Consider the following 14,689-nt stretch of genomic DNA (forward strand, 5'->3'; position numbering starts at 1 on the left):
CCGTCCCGGCTCAGGGCCCACTCTCAGGGGCGGGATACTGGTGTCATGCGGTTGACGGTCTTCTGGGAGCGGATGGCGGATCACTTCGGTCCGGGGTACGCCGACACCTTCGCGCGCGATCACGTGATGGCGGAGCTGGGCGGGCGCACGGTGAACGGGGCGCTGGACGCGGGCTGGGACGCCAAGGAGGTGTGGCGGGTGGTCTGCACCGTCATGGACGTGCCGCGGGAACAGCGGTGACGGTGCGCGAAGACCGACGCACGGTCATCCGGGGTGCGTGGAGTGGGCGAGACTTGCTCCGTGGCATCCACTGACGAGACCGGGCGGACGCCCCGGCAGCCCGCTCCCCCGCCCGGCCCGACGCCGCCCTCCGGTCCTCCGGCCGACGGCACCGCGGGGCCCGCGGGTCCGGGCTCCCGCATGCCGCGCTGGCTGCCGCGCGCCATGGTGCTGGCCCTCGCGCTCATCGCCGCCTTCCAGCTCGGCAGCTGGGCCTTCCACCAGCTCACCGGCCTGCTGATCAACATCCTCATCGCGTTCTTCCTGGCGCTCGCCATCGAACCCGCGGTGAGCTGGATGGCCGGACGCGGATTGCGCCGGGGTTTCGCCACCTTCCTCGTCTTCCTCGCCGTGCTGGTCGCCGCCGCCGGGTTCGTCACACTGCTCGGGTCCATGCTCGCGGGCCAGATCGTCAAGATGGTCGAGGACTTCCCGGACTACCTCGACTCGGTGATCAGCTGGATCAACGGCCACTTCCACACCGATCTGCGGCGGGTCGACATCCAGGAGGGCCTGCTGCGCTCCGACTGGCTGCGCAACTACGTGCAGAACAGCGCCACGGGTGTCCTGGACGTGTCGACTCAGGTCCTGGGCGGTCTCTTCCAGTTGCTGACGGTCCTGCTCTTCTCGTTCTACTTCGCCGCCGACGGCCCCCGGCTGCGTCGCGGGCTCTGCTCCGTCCTGCCGCCCGCCCGGCAGGCCGAGGTCCTGCGCGCGTGGGAGATCGCCGTGGACAAGACCGGCGGGTACCTGTACTCGCGCGGCCTGATGGCGCTGATCTCCGGTGTGGCGCACTACGTCCTGCTGGAAATCCTGGAGGTGCCCTACGCCCCCGCGCTCGCCGTCTGGGTGGGCCTGGTGTCGCAGTTCATCCCCACCATCGGCACCTACCTCGCGGGTGCGCTGCCCATGCTGATCGCCTTCACGGTCAACCCCTGGTACGCGCTGTGGGTCCTGATCTTCGTGGTGATCTACCAGCAGTTCGAGAACTACGTGCTGCAGCCGAAGCTGACCTCCAAGACCGTGGACATCCACCCGGCGGTCGCGTTCGGCTCGGTCGTCGCGGGCACCGCGCTGCTCGGCGCCGTCGGCGCACTGATCGCCATCCCGGCGATCGCCACGCTCCAGGCGTTCCTCGGCGCGTACGTCAAGCGTTACGACGTCACCGACGACCCCCGCGTCCACGGGCGCCGGAACCGTCCGTCCGGGCCCGGCGGCGCCACGCGCCTGCGCAAGCTGTGGACCCGGCGGCGGGAACTGGGACGCCCCGGACCGGAAGGGACCGGCAGCGGCCCCTCCGCCTGAGCGTCCACCTCGGTGTGCGCGGCCGGTTCGGGCCCCCGCCGGTGCGGCGGACGTACGCTCGGAAGTGCCGCGCGGTGCGCTTGACACGAAAATCGAACATCCATTCTCATGGAGGCTCCGGCGAGGCTCATGACGGGTGATTCGACGGGGTTTGGACGGAGAAGCGCCCGAGTTATCCACAGGCCGGACCCGCGGCGCGGGGCATTGTCAGTGGCAGGCATTAGCGTCTTCGACGTGAAGCGATCGAATCAAGCAAACCGGGTGGAACCCATGGCAGGAACCGACCGCGAGAAGGCCCTGGATGCCGCGCTCGCACAGATTGAACGGCAATTCGGCAAGGGCGCGGTCATGCGCATGGGCGAGCGGCCGAACGAGCCCATCGAGGTCATCCCCACCGGATCGACCGCGCTCGACGTGGCCCTCGGTGTCGGCGGCCTCCCGCGCGGCCGGGTCGTGGAGGTCTACGGCCCCGAGTCCTCGGGCAAGACGACCCTGACCCTGCACGCGGTGGCGAACGCGCAGAAGGCGGGCGGCCAGGTCGCGTTCGTGGACGCGGAGCACGCCCTCGACCCCGAGTACGCGAAGAAGCTCGGCGTCGACATCGACAACCTGATCCTCTCCCAGCCGGACAACGGTGAGCAGGCCCTGGAGATCGTGGACATGCTGGTCCGCTCCGGTGCCCTCGACCTCATCGTCATCGACTCCGTCGCCGCGCTCGTACCGCGCGCGGAGATCGAGGGCGAGATGGGCGACAGCCACGTCGGTCTGCAGGCCCGGCTGATGAGCCAGGCCCTGCGGAAGATCACCAGCGCGCTCAACCAGTCCAAGACCACCGCGATCTTCATCAACCAGCTCCGCGAGAAGATCGGCGTCATGTTCGGCTCCCCGGAGACCACGACCGGTGGCCGGGCGCTGAAGTTCTACGCCTCCGTGCGCATCGACATCCGCCGCATCGAGACGCTGAAGGACGGCACGGACGCGGTCGGCAACCGCACCCGCTGCAAGGTCGTCAAGAACAAGGTCGCGCCGCCCTTCAAGCAGGCCGAGTTCGACATCCTCTACGGCCACGGCATCAGCCGCGAGGGCGGCCTGATCGACATGGGCGTGGAGCACGGCTTCGTCCGCAAGGCCGGCGCCTGGTACACGTACGAGGGCGACCAGCTCGGCCAGGGCAAGGAGAACGCGCGCAACTTCCTCAAGGACAACCCCGACCTGGCCAACGAGATCGAGAAGAAGATCAAGGAGAAGCTGGGCGTCGGCGTGCGTCCCGAGGAGCCTGCCGCCGAGCCGGGTACGGACGCCGCCCCGGCCGACGCCGCACCGGCGGTGCCCGCCCCCGCGACCGCCAAGGCCACCAAGTCCAAGGCCGCGGCAGCCAAGAGCTGACCCGTGACACGACGAACCGACTGGGCCGAGTACGCCAACGGCCCCGCCGGGACGAGCGACGGCGCGTACGGGGCGACCGCGGCCCCGTACGAGACGGAACAGACCGCCGTCGGCCCACCCGACGGCGGCCAGGAGCGCCAAGGTGACGGCGAGGCGCGCCGGAGAGGCGGACGAGCCAGTGCGACGGGCGGCACGCGCCGGCGGCGCGGGCGTGCGGAGCCGTTCACCGAGGACGGAGGTGCCACTTCCTCGTCGAGGGCCGAGAAGGGGGAGCCTCCGCGGGACCCGGTCGAGCAGGCACGGGCGATCTGCCTGCGCCTGCTGACCGGGACCCCGCGCACCCGCAGCCAGCTCGCCGACGCCCTGCGCAAGCGGGAGATCCCCGACGAGGCCGCCGAAGAGGTGCTGTCCAGGTTCGAGGAGGTCGGCCTGATCAACGACAGCGCCTTCGCGGAGGCCTGGGTGGAGTCCCGGCACCACGGCCGCGGCCTGGCCCGGCGCGCCCTCGCCAGGGAACTGCGGACCAAGGGCGTCGACAGCACACTCATCGACGCCGCGGTCTCCCGGCTGGACTCCGAGCAGGAGGAGGAGACCGCACGCGAACTGGTCGCCCGGAAGCTGCGCGCCACCAGAGGGCTCGACCGCGACAAGAGGCTGCGCCGCCTCGCGGGCATGCTGGCCCGCAAGGGCTACCCCGAGGGCATGGCCCTGCGGGTGGTCCGCCAGGCACTGGAGGAAGAGGGCGAGGACACGGAGTTCCTCGGCGAGGACGGTTTCTGACGCGTCACGGTCGCCGCTGCGCGGGGGCGACGAGCGCGCAGGAAAACCTTGCGCTCCCGGCGGGGTGAACACCTTCCGCACGGCGGTACCGTCTGCGCCGTCGCGTGACCGCCCGAGCCGCGGACACCCTCCAGCACGCCCGAAAGGCGGCCCCGCCATGCCCACGTCCGCGCGCCGCCGAAGAGCGACGCACGTTCTGCTCCTCGGCGCCGGCTGCTCCTGAGCGGTTGCGGTCTCCACTCCTCCGGGCCGGTTTCCGCGGACGACGGCCCGCTCACCCTCGGGTTCGTCAACGGCGGCGACGGTACCTTCCACACCTGCCTGCAACGGTCCGTGGAGATCACGGCCAGGAACAACTTCGCGCGGATGGTCACCGCCAACTCCGAACAGGACGCGGCGACCGAGCTGTCCAACATCGCCGGCATGATCGAGCGCGAGGTCGACGCGATCATCCTTCGGACCGTCGACACGGACGCGCTGAAGCGGGATGTCGAGCAGGCCCGGAAGGCGCACGTCCCCGTCCTCCTGACCCCCGTGAGCACCGATCCGGACGACCTCCTGGGAGCGGTCGTCGTCGGCCTGGAGGCCGTCGGCCGGCTGGACGCCCGCTGGGTCGCAGACGACGCGGCCGGGACGTGCAGGTCGGCATCGTCGCGGGCGCCCCCGGCGCCGCCTCCGACCTGCTCGTCCGCGGCTTCACCGACGCCCTGCCGGACAACGCCGAAGTCGTCGCCGAGCAGCCCGGCAGGTTCGACGCCGGGACGGCCGGGGAGGTCGCCGGCAGGAGGGCCCGGGCCCATCCCGGCCTCCACTACGCCTTCGTCGCCAACGAGCAGATGGCCTTCGCCGTCCGCGAGGCCTTCGACGCGGCCGGCGCCGACCGGGTCAGGATCGTGACGGTCAACGGCACCGACGAGGCCCTGGCCGCGCTGAAGGACGGCCGGTTCTCCGCGACGGTCTCCAACTCGGCGGGAAACACCGGCGAACTGGCCGTCCGCAACACCATCGCCCTGCTGCGCGGCAGGGCGGCCGAGAGGCACACGCCGATCCGCCTCGTCACCAAGGGCAACGCGGACACAGCCCTCCTGTACTGCCCCGTCGACTACTGAACCGCGGCGGTCACCGGCAGCCCCGCCGCGCGCCAGGCCTGGAAGCCGCCGACCAGATCGGTGGCCCGGTGCAGTCCGAGCCGGTGCAGCGACTCCGCCGCCAGACTGGAGGCGTAGCCCTCGTTGCACACCACGACGACCCGCACGTCGTGGTCCGTGGCCTCGGGGAGCCGGTGGCTGCCTCGCGGGTCCAGCCGCCACTCCAGCTCGTTCCGCTCGACCACCAGGGCGCCGGGGATCACGCCGTCCCGCTCCCGCAGGGCGGCGTACCGGATGTCCACCAGCAGCGCCGTACCGGCCTCGGCGGCGTCGTACGCCTCGTCCGGAGCGATCCGCCGGTACCCGGCGCGCACCCGCTCCAGCAGCTCGTCCACCCCGGTCGGCTCGCTCACTGCCAGTCCTCCGGGCGCTCGACCTGCTCCAGGCGCAGGGTCTGCCCACCTCGGCTGTAGCGGCGGATCTGCGGCAGGGGAGGGTAGTAGGCGTGCACGGAGACCGCGTGCCGGTCGGGCGACTCATTGAGCACCTCGTGCACGTGGTGCCGGCCGAAGGCACGCCCCCGGCCGGCCGGGAGCCGGCGTTCCCGGTCCACGTCGTCGGCGAGTTCCAGGGTCTTCCAGCCGTCGGTGGGCAGGCGGGCGGCGAGCGCGTTCTCCTTGAGCTCGCCCGCGGCGGTCACGAAGGCACCCACGGACTCGGCGTGGTCGTGCCAGCCGGTGCCCGTGCCGGGCGGCCAGCCGATCAGCCACGCCTCGCTGCCACCGGGCCCTTCCAGCCGCACCCAGGTGCGGCCCTCGGGGTCGAGCGGCAGGGAGGCGATCAGCGCGGCGTCGGCGGCGGTGCGCCGGGCGAAGTCGAGGAGTTCGGCCTGCGTGGGAGCGGCCGGAGCCGCGGCGCGGGAGGCCGCGGCAGGGGAGGAGACAGACACGGATACCGTCCTGGAAGTTCGCGAGGGGGCGCGCGGTGAGCCGTCGGACGCGGCGCGCGCGAAGGAGAGGGAAGCGAATTCAGCAGGACGGCCGACACACGCAGCCCGCATAGCGGACGAGGTCCATATGGACCCTCCGCCACAGGCACACGCAGGTGTCGGTCACGATCCGGAGTAGACCATGATGGTGCGGACCGGTCAACTCACCGTCAACATGCGGACGACGACCGCCCGGTCAGCGGGAACCTGCCGAAGCTCCCGCGCCCCTCTCCTGTTCCGCGGCACCCGCCGTGACCGACGGCCCGCCCAGCGTCGCCTCCGCGGCCGCGTACAGATCGGCCGGGCGCACCCCGGCCAGGGCCGTGACCAGATGACCGTCCGGCCGCACCAGCAGCACCGTGTGCGCGGCGGCACCGGGATAGCTCTCGGCGACCAGCAGCTCGGCCCGGTGGGGCAGCGCCGTCACCGCCGCCGCCAGCCGGGGCATGATCCCGGCCGTCACCCAGTGCTTGCGCTCCCACACTCCCGTGCCCGGCGCGATCAGCACCACCAGGAGCGCCCCGCGCCCGAGCCGGTCGCGCAGTTGTACGAAGGTGCCGTCCTCCGCAGTGACCCGCACATCGGTGACGGGCGACCCGGGCGCCGTGCCGACCTCCGCCGCTCCGGCCAGGTCCGCGGGGGCGAGGGGCGAGCCGGCGTACGTTCCCGGCGCACCCAGCGCGCCGCGCCCCAGGTGACCGTCGGCGAGCAGCGTGTCGTGGCCGCGGGACGATCCGGGGACGTACGCCCGCAGTCCGCCGCCCCCGCGCAGCAGCGGGAGCACCTGGTCGGCGGCGCGCAGCCGCGCGGCGATCGCCGTGCGCCGCTCGGTCTGGTAGCTGTCGAGCAGTGCCTCGCGCGGCCCGTGATGCCAGGCCAGGGCGAGTTTCCAGGCGAGGTTGTCGGCGTCCAGCAACCCCTCCTCCAAACCCTGTGTGCCCAGGGCACCCAGCAGGTGGGCGGCGTCCCCGGCGAGGAGCACGCGGCCCACCCGCCAGCGCCGGGCCAGCCTGTGGTGGACGGTGTGCACGCCGGTGTCGAGCAGCTCGTAGGCCGCGGGCGCGCCGTCGGACCAGCCGGTCAGGGTCTCGCGGACGCGGTTCACCAGCAGCTCGGGCGTGACCAGGTCCTTGCCGGGCGGCAGCAGCCAGTCCAGACGCCAGACGCCGTCCGGCAGGGGGCGGGCCACGACCTCGCCGGCCGACGGGCCGGACGTCCGCCACGGCGGCATCCGGTGCAGCAACGCCTGGTCGGCCCAGGGGAGTTCGGTGCGCAGCGCGGCGACGGCGTATCGTTCCACCGCCGTACGGCCGGGGAAGCGGATGTCCTGGAGCTTGCGGACGGTGGAGCGGGGGCCGTCGCAGCCGACCAGGTAACTGCCGCGCCACCAGGTGCCGGCCGGGCCGCGGGTGTGCGCGGTGACGCCCGACTTCTCCTGCTCGACGCCGTCCAGGCGGCTGTCCACCGCCACCTTGACCAGGGACTCGCGGGCGAGTGCCGTGCGCAGGACCTCGGTCAGCTCGTGCTGGGCGATGTGCAGCGGCGGGGGCTCGTCCTCGCCGAACTCGACGTCGCGGATCACCTGCTTGCGCCGCACGGACCGCCATCCGGCCCAACGGGATCCCAGCCCGGCCAGCGGTGTGCCGGTGAGCCGCTCGACGAGCGCGACGGCTTCCGGGCGCAGCACGACGGTGCGGGCGGGGCGGGGTTCGTCCTTGCCGGGGCCCTCGTCGAGGACGACGCAGGGCACCTCCTGCCGCGCCAGCGCCAGGGCGAGCGTGAGCCCGACGGGCCCCGCTCCGGTGATGATCACCGGGTCCACGGTGCGGCGCCCCCTGCCCGTGGCGGTGTCCCGGGGGACGTAGGTGAACAGGACGTTGGAGCAGGGTGCACGGTCACAGAACGTATGCAACCTATTGCCGCTGCTTGCGTCAAGTGACGGAGGCAGTGGCGATCATGCCACTGCCTCCGTGATGGTCGTACGAAGTGATCAACCGCCTCGCGCGTCAGGTCGTGCGGCCGGTTCCGGTTCCCACGGCCTCCGTGTCGTCCGCCTTGAGCACGGCACCGGTCGACTTCTTGGCCCGCCGCAGTCGGCGTTCCAGCCAGCTCGCGAAGCTCGTGAGGAGGAAGTTGAGCGCGATGTAGATGACCGCGACCACGGTGAAGCTGGCGATCACGTTGGCGCCGTAGTAGCCGCTCATCGTGTTGGCCGAGGCGAGCAGCTCGGGGAAGGTGAGGACCGCGCCGCCGAGGGCGGTGTCCTTCAGGATGACGACGAGCTGGCTGACGATCGCCGGCAGCATCGTGGTGACCGCCTGCGGCAGCAGGATGGTCCGCATCACCTGGCCCTTGCGCAGACCGATCGCCATGGCCGCCTCGGACTGGCCCTTGGGCAGAGCCAGGATGCCCGCCCGGACGATCTCCGCGAGGACGGAGGCGTTGTACAGCACCAGGCCCGTGACCACGGCGTACAGCGGACGGTCGTCCGAGCTGACGTTCGTGTACTCGGCGAACAGGGCGAGGCCGAAGATCATCAGGACCAGCACGGGGATGGACCGGAAGAACTCGACCACTACCGTCGCCGGGACCCGCACCCACACATGGTCCGAGAGCCGGGCGATGCCGAGGACCGCGCCGAGCGGCAGGGCGATGATCACCGCGAGGGCGGCGGCCTTGAGGGTGTTCTCCAGGCCCGGCCAGATGTACGTGGTCCAGGCCTCGGTGCCGGAGAAGAAGGGCTTCCACAGGGCCCACTCCAGCTGGCCCTTCTCGTCGAGGGTGCTGAACACCCACCACAGCAGGGCCGCGAGGGCGACTATGAACACCGCCGTGAAGACGATGTTGCGCCGCTTGGCACGAGGGCCCTGGGCGTCGTAGAGAACGGAACTCATCGCTTCACCGCCACCTTCTTGCCCAGCCAACCGAGGAACAGGCCGGTCGGCAGGGTCAGGACCACGAAACCGAAGGCGATGACCGCGGAGATCAGCAGCAGCTGTGCCTCGTTCTCGATCATCTCCTTCATGAGGAGCGCCGCCTCGGCTACACCGATGGCGGCAGCCACCGTGGTGTTCTTGATGAGAGCGATCAGTACGTTCGCCATGGGGACGACGGAGGAACGGAAGGCCTGGGGCAGCACCACGTGGCGCAGCACCTGTCCGAAGCTGAGCCCGATCGCCCGTGCCGCCTCCGCCTGTCCGACCGGCACCGTGTTGATGCCGGAGCGCAGGGCCTCGCACACGAAGGACGAGGTGTAGAGGATCAGGCCGAGCACAGCGAGCCGGAAGTTGATCGTCTCGACGTCGTTCGCGCCGAGGGAGACACTCAGCGTCTGGTTCAGGCCCAGCGACGTGAACAGGATGATGACGGTCAGCGGGATGTTCCGCACGGTGTTCACGTACGCGGTCCCGAAGCCGCGCATCAGCGGCACCGGCCCGACGCGCATGGCGGCCAGTGCGGTGCCCCAGATCAGGGAGCCGACGGCCGAGAGCACAGCGAGCTGCACCGTCGTCCAGAAGGCTCCCAGTAGGTCGTAATCCTTAACAAAGTCGAACACGATCTCCCGCGCTTCCGCGTGTAGGGATGCCCGCCCCCGGTGCGCCGCCCCTCCTCGGGGCGGCGCACCCCGTCAGGCTCTGGCCTCAGCTCTTGATGTCGCCGATCTTGGGCGCCGGCTCGTTCTTGTAGTTCGCCGGGCCGAAGTTGTCCTCGACGGCCTTGTCCCAGGACTTGTCGGAGACCATCTCCTCAAGGGCCGTGTTGATCTTGTCCTTGAGGTCGCTGCCCTTCTTGACGCCGATGCCGTAGTTCTCGTTCGTCAGCTTGAAGCCGCCGAGCTTGAACTTGCCCTTGAACTGCGACTGGGCGGCGTAACCGGCGAGGATCGAGTCGTCGGTGGTCAGCGCGTCGATGGCGCCGTTCTGCAGGCCGGGCAGGCAGGCCGAGTAGGTCGGGTACGGCTGGAGCTGGGCCTTGGGCGCCAGCTTGTCCTTGACGTTCTGCGCCGAGGTCGAACCCGTGACCGAGCAGAGCTTGGCGTCGTTCAGGTCCTCAGGCGACTTGATCTTGCTGTCGTCGGCGCGAAGGAGCACGTCCTGGTGCGCGAGCAGGTACGGCCCGGCGAAGTCGACCTTCTCCTGGCGCTCCGGGGTGATCGAGTACGTCGCGGCGATGAAGTCGACGTCGCCGCGCTGGAGCATGGTCTCGCGGTCGGCGCTCTTCGACTCCTTCCACTCGATCTGGTCCTCGGTGTAGCCGAGCTTCTTGGCGACGTACGTGGCGACGTCCACGTCGAAGCCGGCGTAGCCGTCCGGGGTCTTCTGGCCGAGGCCGGGCTGGTCGAACTTGATGCCGATGGTGATCTTCTTGCCGTCACCGCCGGAGGAGCCGCTGTCCTTGTCGTCGCCGCCGCACGCGGTGGCGGTCAGGGCGAGGGCGAGCACGGCGGCCGAGGCGGCGGAGACCTTGCGAAGCTTCATGGTGAACATCCTTTGGCTGTGATCAGACGATCTGGCGATCAGGCGCGGGAGACGAGGTCTCAGTGGTGAAGGATCTTCGACAGGAAGTCCTTGGCACGGTCGCTGCGCGGGTTGCTGAAGAACTGGTCCGGCGTCGCCTCTTCGACGATGCGGCCGTCGGCCATGAACACCACGCGGTTGGCCGCCGAGCGGGCGAAGCCCATCTCGTGCGTGACCACGACCATGGTCATGCCGTCACGCGCGAGCTGCTTCATGACCTCCAGGACCTCGTTGATCATCTCGGGGTCGAGAGCCGACGTCGGCTCGTCGAAGAGCATGACCTTCGGGTCCATGGCCAGCGCCCGCGCGATGGCGACGCGCTGCTGCTGACCGCCGGAGAGCTGAGCGGGGTACTTGTCCGCCTGGGCGCCCACGCCGACCCGGTCGAGCAGCGCGCGGGCCTTCTCCTCGGCCTTCTTGGCGTCGACCTTGCGGACCTTGACCTGGCCCAGGGTCACGTTCTCCAGCACCGTCTTGTGCGCGAAGAGGTTGAAGGACTGGAAGACCATGCCGACGTCGGCACGGAGCCTGGCCAGTTCCTTGCCCTCCGCGGGAAGCGGCTTGCCGTCGATCGCGATCGACCCCGAGTCGATGGTCTCCAGACGGTTGATGGTGCGGCACAGGGTGGACTTGCCGGACCCGGAGGGTCCGATGACCACGACAACTTCGCCGCGGGTGATCGTCAGGTCGATGTCCTGGAGCACGTGCAACGCGCCGAAGTGCTTGTTGACACTCTTCAGGACGACCAGTTCGTCGGTCGCGGCCTTGTCTTCCTTGGCCACCGATACTTCGGTCATCGCTCTCGGGCTCCGTCCTCCTCGGTTTCGGAGGACAGTAGTGACCGGGGCCACTGCGCGTCTCTACATCTGAGGGAGATCTGAGCATCACGATCCGATAGCAATCGGACACTGGTCGTAGCACTTGTGAGCAGGGCGCATATCGGCCGGATAACTTCGAGCGGCCGCAACCCGAAGCCCCTTGACGCGGTCCCTCTGTATCAGCGTCACTGCACAGGGCGCGCACGCGCCTGCACGCGTCTTTCGCACTTTCTACGCGACCTGGGCGTACGGCCGATGAACCGAAGGGAGCCCGGATGAGACTGCTGCTCGTCGAGGACGACAACCACGTGGCCGCCGCCCTGTCCGCGATCCTGGCACGGCACGGCTTCGACGTCACCCACGCGCGCAGCGGCGAGGAGGCGCTCCAGGCGCTCGTCCCGGAGGTCGACGGCTTCGGCGTCGTCCTTCTCGACCTCGGCCTGCCCGACCAGGACGGCTACGAGGTCTGCGGCAAGATCCGCAAGCGCACCAGCACCCCGGTCATCATGGTCACCGCCCGCTCCGACGTCCGCTCCCGCATCCACGGCCTCAACCTCGGTGCCGACGACTACGTGGTCAAGCCGTACGACACCGGGGAACTGCTCGCCCGGATCCACGCCGTCAGCCGGCGCACCGTCCAGGAGGACGCCACCGGGAGCACCGAGACCGCGGTGCGCCACGGCGCCCTGCGCATCGAGCTGCCGACCCGCCAGGTGAGCGTCGACGGCACGGCCGTCCAGCTCACCCGCAAGGAGTTCGACCTCCTCGCCCTGCTCGCCCAGCGCCCCGGCGTGGTGTTCCGCCGCGAGCAGATCATCAGCGAGGTCTGGCAGACCAGCTGGGAGGGGACCGGCCGCACCCTGGAGGTGCACGTCGCCTCCCTGCGCGCCAAGCTGCGCATGCCCGCGCTCATCGAGACCGTCCGCGGCGTCGGCTACCGCCTCGTCGCGCCCACCGGATAGCGGGGCCGGGTGAGCACACGCCTGCTCCCGCTGCTCATCGTCCTGATGGCGGCCGTACTGCTCGCGCTCGGCGTTCCGCTCGGCGTGAGCGTCGCACGCGCGGAGCAGCAGAAGGTCGTCATCGACCGCATAGACGACACCGCACGCTTCGCCGCGCTCGCCCAGTTCGTCACCGAGGACGCGCCGGGCGGCTCCCGCCCGACCAGCACGGACGAACGCCTGGAGACCCTCCAGACCGAGCTGACCAGCTACTACGAGGTCTACGGCATCAAGGCGGGCGTCTTCTACCGCAACCACATCCCGATGGCCAACGCGCCGACCACCTGGTTCCTGCCCCAGACCGGCGAGGTACGCGACTCCTTCGACGAGGCGCTGCTGAGCCGTCGCAGCCACGACCCGCGACAGGTGTGGCCCTGGCAGGACGGACAACTGGTGGTGGCCTCGCCCGTCATCCGGGACGGCGACGTGGTCGCGGTCGTCGTGACGGAGTCGCCGACCGACTCGATGCGGTCGAGCACCCTGCGTGGCTGGCTGGTGATCGGCGCCGGTGAGATCGCCGCGATGCTGCTCGCCGTCGGCGCCGCGCTCCGGCTGACCGGCTGGGTGCTCAAGCCGGTGCGGGTCCTCGACGCCACCACCCACGACATCGCCACCGGGCGGCTCAAGTCCCGGGTCGCGCCGGCCGGCGGGCCGCCGGAGCTGAGACGCCTCGCCGGGTCGTTCAACGAGATGGCCGACCACGTGGAGGACGTGCTGGAGCAGCAGCGCGCCTTCGTCGCCGACGCCTCGCACCAGTTGCGCAACCCGCTCGCGGCCCTGCTGCTGCGTATCGAACTGCTCGCCCTGGAACTGCCGGAGGGCAACGAGGAGATCGCCTCCGTCCAGACCGAGGGCAAACGCCTGGCCCGGGTCCTGGACGACCTGCTCGACCTGGCGCTGGCCGAGCACAGCCAGGCCGACCTGAAGGTCACCGACGTCGGCGCGCTGGCCGCCGAGCGGGTGGCGGCCTGGGCGCCGACGGCCGAGGCCAAGGGCGTACGGCTGGTGGGGGAGTGCCCGCCGACCACGGGCTGGGCCGACCCGGTGGCCCTCTCCAGCGCCCTGGACGCGGTCATCGACAACGCGGTGAAGTTCACGCCGCCGGAGGAGACCGTCCGGGTCGAGGTGGCCTCCACCGGGGACGCCGCCTCCGTCGTCGTCACCGACAACGGCCCCGGGCTCACCGACGAGGAGCTCGCGCGCGTGGGCGACCGTTTCTGGCGCAGCGGCCGGCACCAGAACATCAAGGGCTCGGGGCTCGGTCTGTCCATCTGCCGGGCGCTGCTCGCGGCGGGCGACGGTTCGATCTCCTTCGGCCACCACTCGCCGCACGGTCTGGTAGTGACCGTCACGGTGCCGAGGACGGGCACGGTGCTCAAGGAGCCCGAGCGGCCCTACGGCTCCGGTGGCCGGTAGACGGCAGGGCGCCTACGGCTTGACCGACCGGTAGTAGCGCCGGGCGCCCTCGTGCAGCTCCAGCGGGTCGGTGTAGATGGCGGTACGCAGATCCACCAGCTGCGCGGAGTGGACGTGCGCCCCGATGCCGTCGCGGCTGTCCAGCACGGTCCGGGTCAGCCACTCGGTGAGCCGCGGATCGACGTCCGCGCGGGTCACCAGCAGGTTGGACACCGCCATGGTGGGCACCACGGCGCCGTTCTGGACGGTGGGGTAGGCCGACTCCGGCATGTTGGTGGTGCGGTAGTAGCGGGTCGCGCCGCCCGACTCGTGCAGCTCGGTCACGAGGTCGTCGCCGATCGGCACGAACCGGAAGGCGGACGTCTCCGCGATCTGCCTGAGCCCGTCGGTCGGCACGCCGCCCGACCAGAAGAAGGCGTCCAGTTCGTCGCCGAGCCGCCCGGGGCCGGTGTCGATGCCGTCCGCGCGGGGCGTGATGTCCGTCTCCGGATCGATGCCGACGGCCTTCAGGAGCCGCGTGGCGATCAGCCGTACGCCCGAGTTGGGCAGCCCTATCGCGACCCGCTTGCCCCGCAGGTCGGCGACCGACTGGATGTCCGAGTCGGTCGGTACCACGAGCTGCACGTAGTCGTCGTAGAGGCGGGTGACCCCCCGCAGTGCCTCGGCCCCGGGACGGCCGGCCAGCTTGTACGTCTCCACCGCGTCGGCCGCGGCGATCGTGAAGTCGGCCTCCCCGGACGCGACCCGCTCGACGTTCTCCTGCGAGCCCGCGCTGGTCATCAGCCGTACGTCCAGACCCGGCATGTCCTTGCGCAGCTCGGAGCGCAGCAGCTCGCCGTACCTCTGGTAGACGCCCGCGCGGGTGCCCGTGCTGAACGTGATGCTCCCGCCCGGCGGCTTCTCACCCAGCGGCAGCAGCCACCACAGCAGCAGCCCGAGCACGACGGCACCGGCGACCGCGCCCTGGGCGGCCCGGCGCCTGCCGATACGGGAGAGCAGCGTGGACATGGGGCCGATCCTGCCAGCCCGCACCGGCACTGACCAGGGCCGAGCTCACACCGCGGCCCCGAGAGCGCGGGACCGTTGCCGGTGGCGGTCGCCAGAGTCCTCG

The 14,689-nt window shown here is 70.8% G+C and carries 15 protein-coding genes and 1 pseudogene; 7 read left to right on the plus strand and 9 right to left on the minus strand.

The features are described from left to right. The first annotated feature begins 45 nt into the window (after positions 1-45). From OIE75_RS27375 to OIE75_RS27395, 5 genes and pseudogenes are all read left to right on the plus strand, one after another. The gene (locus OIE75_RS27375; RefSeq protein ID WP_122618534.1) at positions 46-240 is read left to right on the plus strand and encodes a DUF3046 domain-containing protein; all 195 of its coding nucleotides are present in this window, start codon (positions 46-48) and stop codon (positions 238-240) included. A gap of 60 nt (positions 241-300) precedes the next feature. Beyond that, the gene (locus OIE75_RS27380; RefSeq protein ID WP_307015432.1) at positions 301-1,584 is read left to right on the plus strand and encodes an AI-2E family transporter; all 1,284 of its coding nucleotides are present in this window, start codon (positions 301-303) and stop codon (positions 1,582-1,584) included. Between the two features lie 270 nt (positions 1,585-1,854). Further along, a complete protein-coding gene (gene recA, locus OIE75_RS27385) occupies positions 1,855-2,970 on the plus strand; it encodes a recombinase RecA (protein ID WP_307015433.1) in 1,116 nt (371 codons plus the stop codon). A 3-nt stretch (positions 2,971-2,973) separates the two neighbouring features. After that, a complete protein-coding gene (gene recX / locus OIE75_RS27390) occupies positions 2,974-3,750 on the plus strand; it encodes a recombination regulator RecX (protein ID WP_329472377.1) in 777 nt (258 codons plus the stop codon). Between the two features lie 366 nt (positions 3,751-4,116). Continuing rightward, positions 4,117-4,859, plus strand: a pseudogene (locus tag OIE75_RS27395) (sugar ABC transporter substrate-binding protein). Here OIE75_RS27395 and OIE75_RS27400 read toward each other — a convergent pair. The 8 genes from OIE75_RS27400 to OIE75_RS27435 form a co-directional block, all read right to left on the minus strand. Further along, positions 4,853-5,251 carry a rhodanese-like domain-containing protein gene (locus tag OIE75_RS27400; protein ID WP_329472379.1) on the minus strand — a complete coding sequence of 133 codons (399 nt, stop codon included), beginning with the start codon at positions 5,249-5,251 and terminating at the stop codon, positions 4,853-4,855. The pseudogene OIE75_RS27395 and the gene OIE75_RS27400 overlap by 7 nt on opposite strands. Then, positions 5,248-5,787, minus strand: coding sequence for a cysteine dioxygenase (locus OIE75_RS27405; RefSeq protein ID WP_329472381.1), 540 nt, complete (start codon positions 5,785-5,787; stop codon positions 5,248-5,250). Before OIE75_RS27405 ends, OIE75_RS27400 begins: the two co-directional genes overlap by 4 nt. 79 nt (positions 5,788-5,866) lie before the next feature. Continuing rightward, a complete protein-coding gene (locus OIE75_RS27410; RefSeq protein WP_309546919.1) occupies positions 5,867-5,953 on the minus strand; it encodes a putative leader peptide in 87 nt (28 codons plus the stop codon). Between the two features lie 69 nt (positions 5,954-6,022). After that, positions 6,023-7,648, minus strand: coding sequence for an FAD-dependent monooxygenase (locus OIE75_RS27415; RefSeq protein WP_329474068.1), 1,626 nt, complete (start codon positions 7,646-7,648; stop codon positions 6,023-6,025). A gap of 184 nt (positions 7,649-7,832) precedes the next feature. Further along, positions 7,833-8,720 (minus strand): amino acid ABC transporter permease, encoded by an 888-nt coding sequence (locus OIE75_RS27420; protein ID WP_307015437.1) that lies wholly within the window; start codon positions 8,718-8,720, stop codon positions 7,833-7,835. Further along, on the minus strand, positions 8,717-9,382 hold the full coding sequence (locus OIE75_RS27425) for an amino acid ABC transporter permease (protein WP_307015438.1): 666 nt from the start codon (positions 9,380-9,382) through the stop codon (positions 8,717-8,719). The genes OIE75_RS27420 and OIE75_RS27425 overlap by 4 nt, the downstream gene beginning before the upstream one ends. A gap of 85 nt (positions 9,383-9,467) precedes the next feature. Further along, entirely contained in the window at positions 9,468-10,304 is an 837-nt protein-coding gene (locus OIE75_RS27430) for a glutamate ABC transporter substrate-binding protein (protein ID WP_307015439.1), read from the minus strand. 59 nt (positions 10,305-10,363) lie between these two features. Then, positions 10,364-11,140, minus strand: coding sequence for an amino acid ABC transporter ATP-binding protein (locus OIE75_RS27435; RefSeq protein ID WP_122618525.1), 777 nt, complete (start codon positions 11,138-11,140; stop codon positions 10,364-10,366). Between the two features lie 296 nt (positions 11,141-11,436). Between OIE75_RS27435 and OIE75_RS27440 the strand changes: the two genes are divergently transcribed. Together OIE75_RS27440 and OIE75_RS27445 are read left to right on the plus strand one after the other, a co-directional pair. Beyond that, positions 11,437-12,123 carry a response regulator transcription factor gene (locus OIE75_RS27440; RefSeq protein ID WP_329472385.1) on the plus strand — a complete coding sequence of 229 codons (687 nt, stop codon included), beginning with the start codon at positions 11,437-11,439 and terminating at the stop codon, positions 12,121-12,123. Positions 12,124-12,132: 9 nt separating this feature from the next. Next, positions 12,133-13,578 (plus strand): HAMP domain-containing sensor histidine kinase, encoded by a 1,446-nt coding sequence (locus OIE75_RS27445; protein WP_329472386.1) that lies wholly within the window; start codon positions 12,133-12,135, stop codon positions 13,576-13,578. Between the two features lie 12 nt (positions 13,579-13,590). Here the strand turns inward: OIE75_RS27445 and OIE75_RS27450 are convergent, their stop codons facing one another. After that, entirely contained in the window at positions 13,591-14,586 is a 996-nt protein-coding gene (locus OIE75_RS27450) for a TAXI family TRAP transporter solute-binding subunit (RefSeq protein WP_307015442.1), read from the minus strand. Between the last annotated feature and the right edge of the window lie 103 nt (positions 14,587-14,689).

The sequence above is a fragment of the Streptomyces sp. NBC_01723 genome, from assembly GCF_036246005.1.
In the GTDB taxonomy this organism is placed as follows: Bacteria; Actinomycetota; Actinomycetes; order Streptomycetales; family Streptomycetaceae; genus Streptomyces.

Bases quoted from the DNA above. Each gene is read 5' to 3' on its own strand.
- OIE75_RS27430 (WP_307015439.1), bottom strand. From the start codon at position 10,304: ATGAAGCTTCGCAAGGTCTCCGCCGCCTCGGCCGCCGTGCTCGCCCTC.
- OIE75_RS27375 (WP_122618534.1), top strand. From the start codon at position 46: ATGCGGTTGACGGTCTTCTGGGAGCGGATGGCGGATCACTTCGGTCCG.
- recA (WP_307015433.1), top strand. From the start codon at position 1,855: ATGGCAGGAACCGACCGCGAGAAGGCCCTGGATGCCGCGCTCGCACAG.
- OIE75_RS27440 (WP_329472385.1), top strand. From the start codon at position 11,437: ATGAGACTGCTGCTCGTCGAGGACGACAACCACGTGGCCGCCGCCCTG.
- OIE75_RS27450 (WP_307015442.1), bottom strand. From the start codon at position 14,586: ATGTCCACGCTGCTCTCCCGTATCGGCAGGCGCCGGGCCGCCCAGGGC.
- OIE75_RS27435 (WP_122618525.1), bottom strand. From the start codon at position 11,140: ATGACCGAAGTATCGGTGGCCAAGGAAGACAAGGCCGCGACCGACGAA.
- OIE75_RS27420 (WP_307015437.1), bottom strand. From the start codon at position 8,720: ATGAGTTCCGTTCTCTACGACGCCCAGGGCCCTCGTGCCAAGCGGCGC.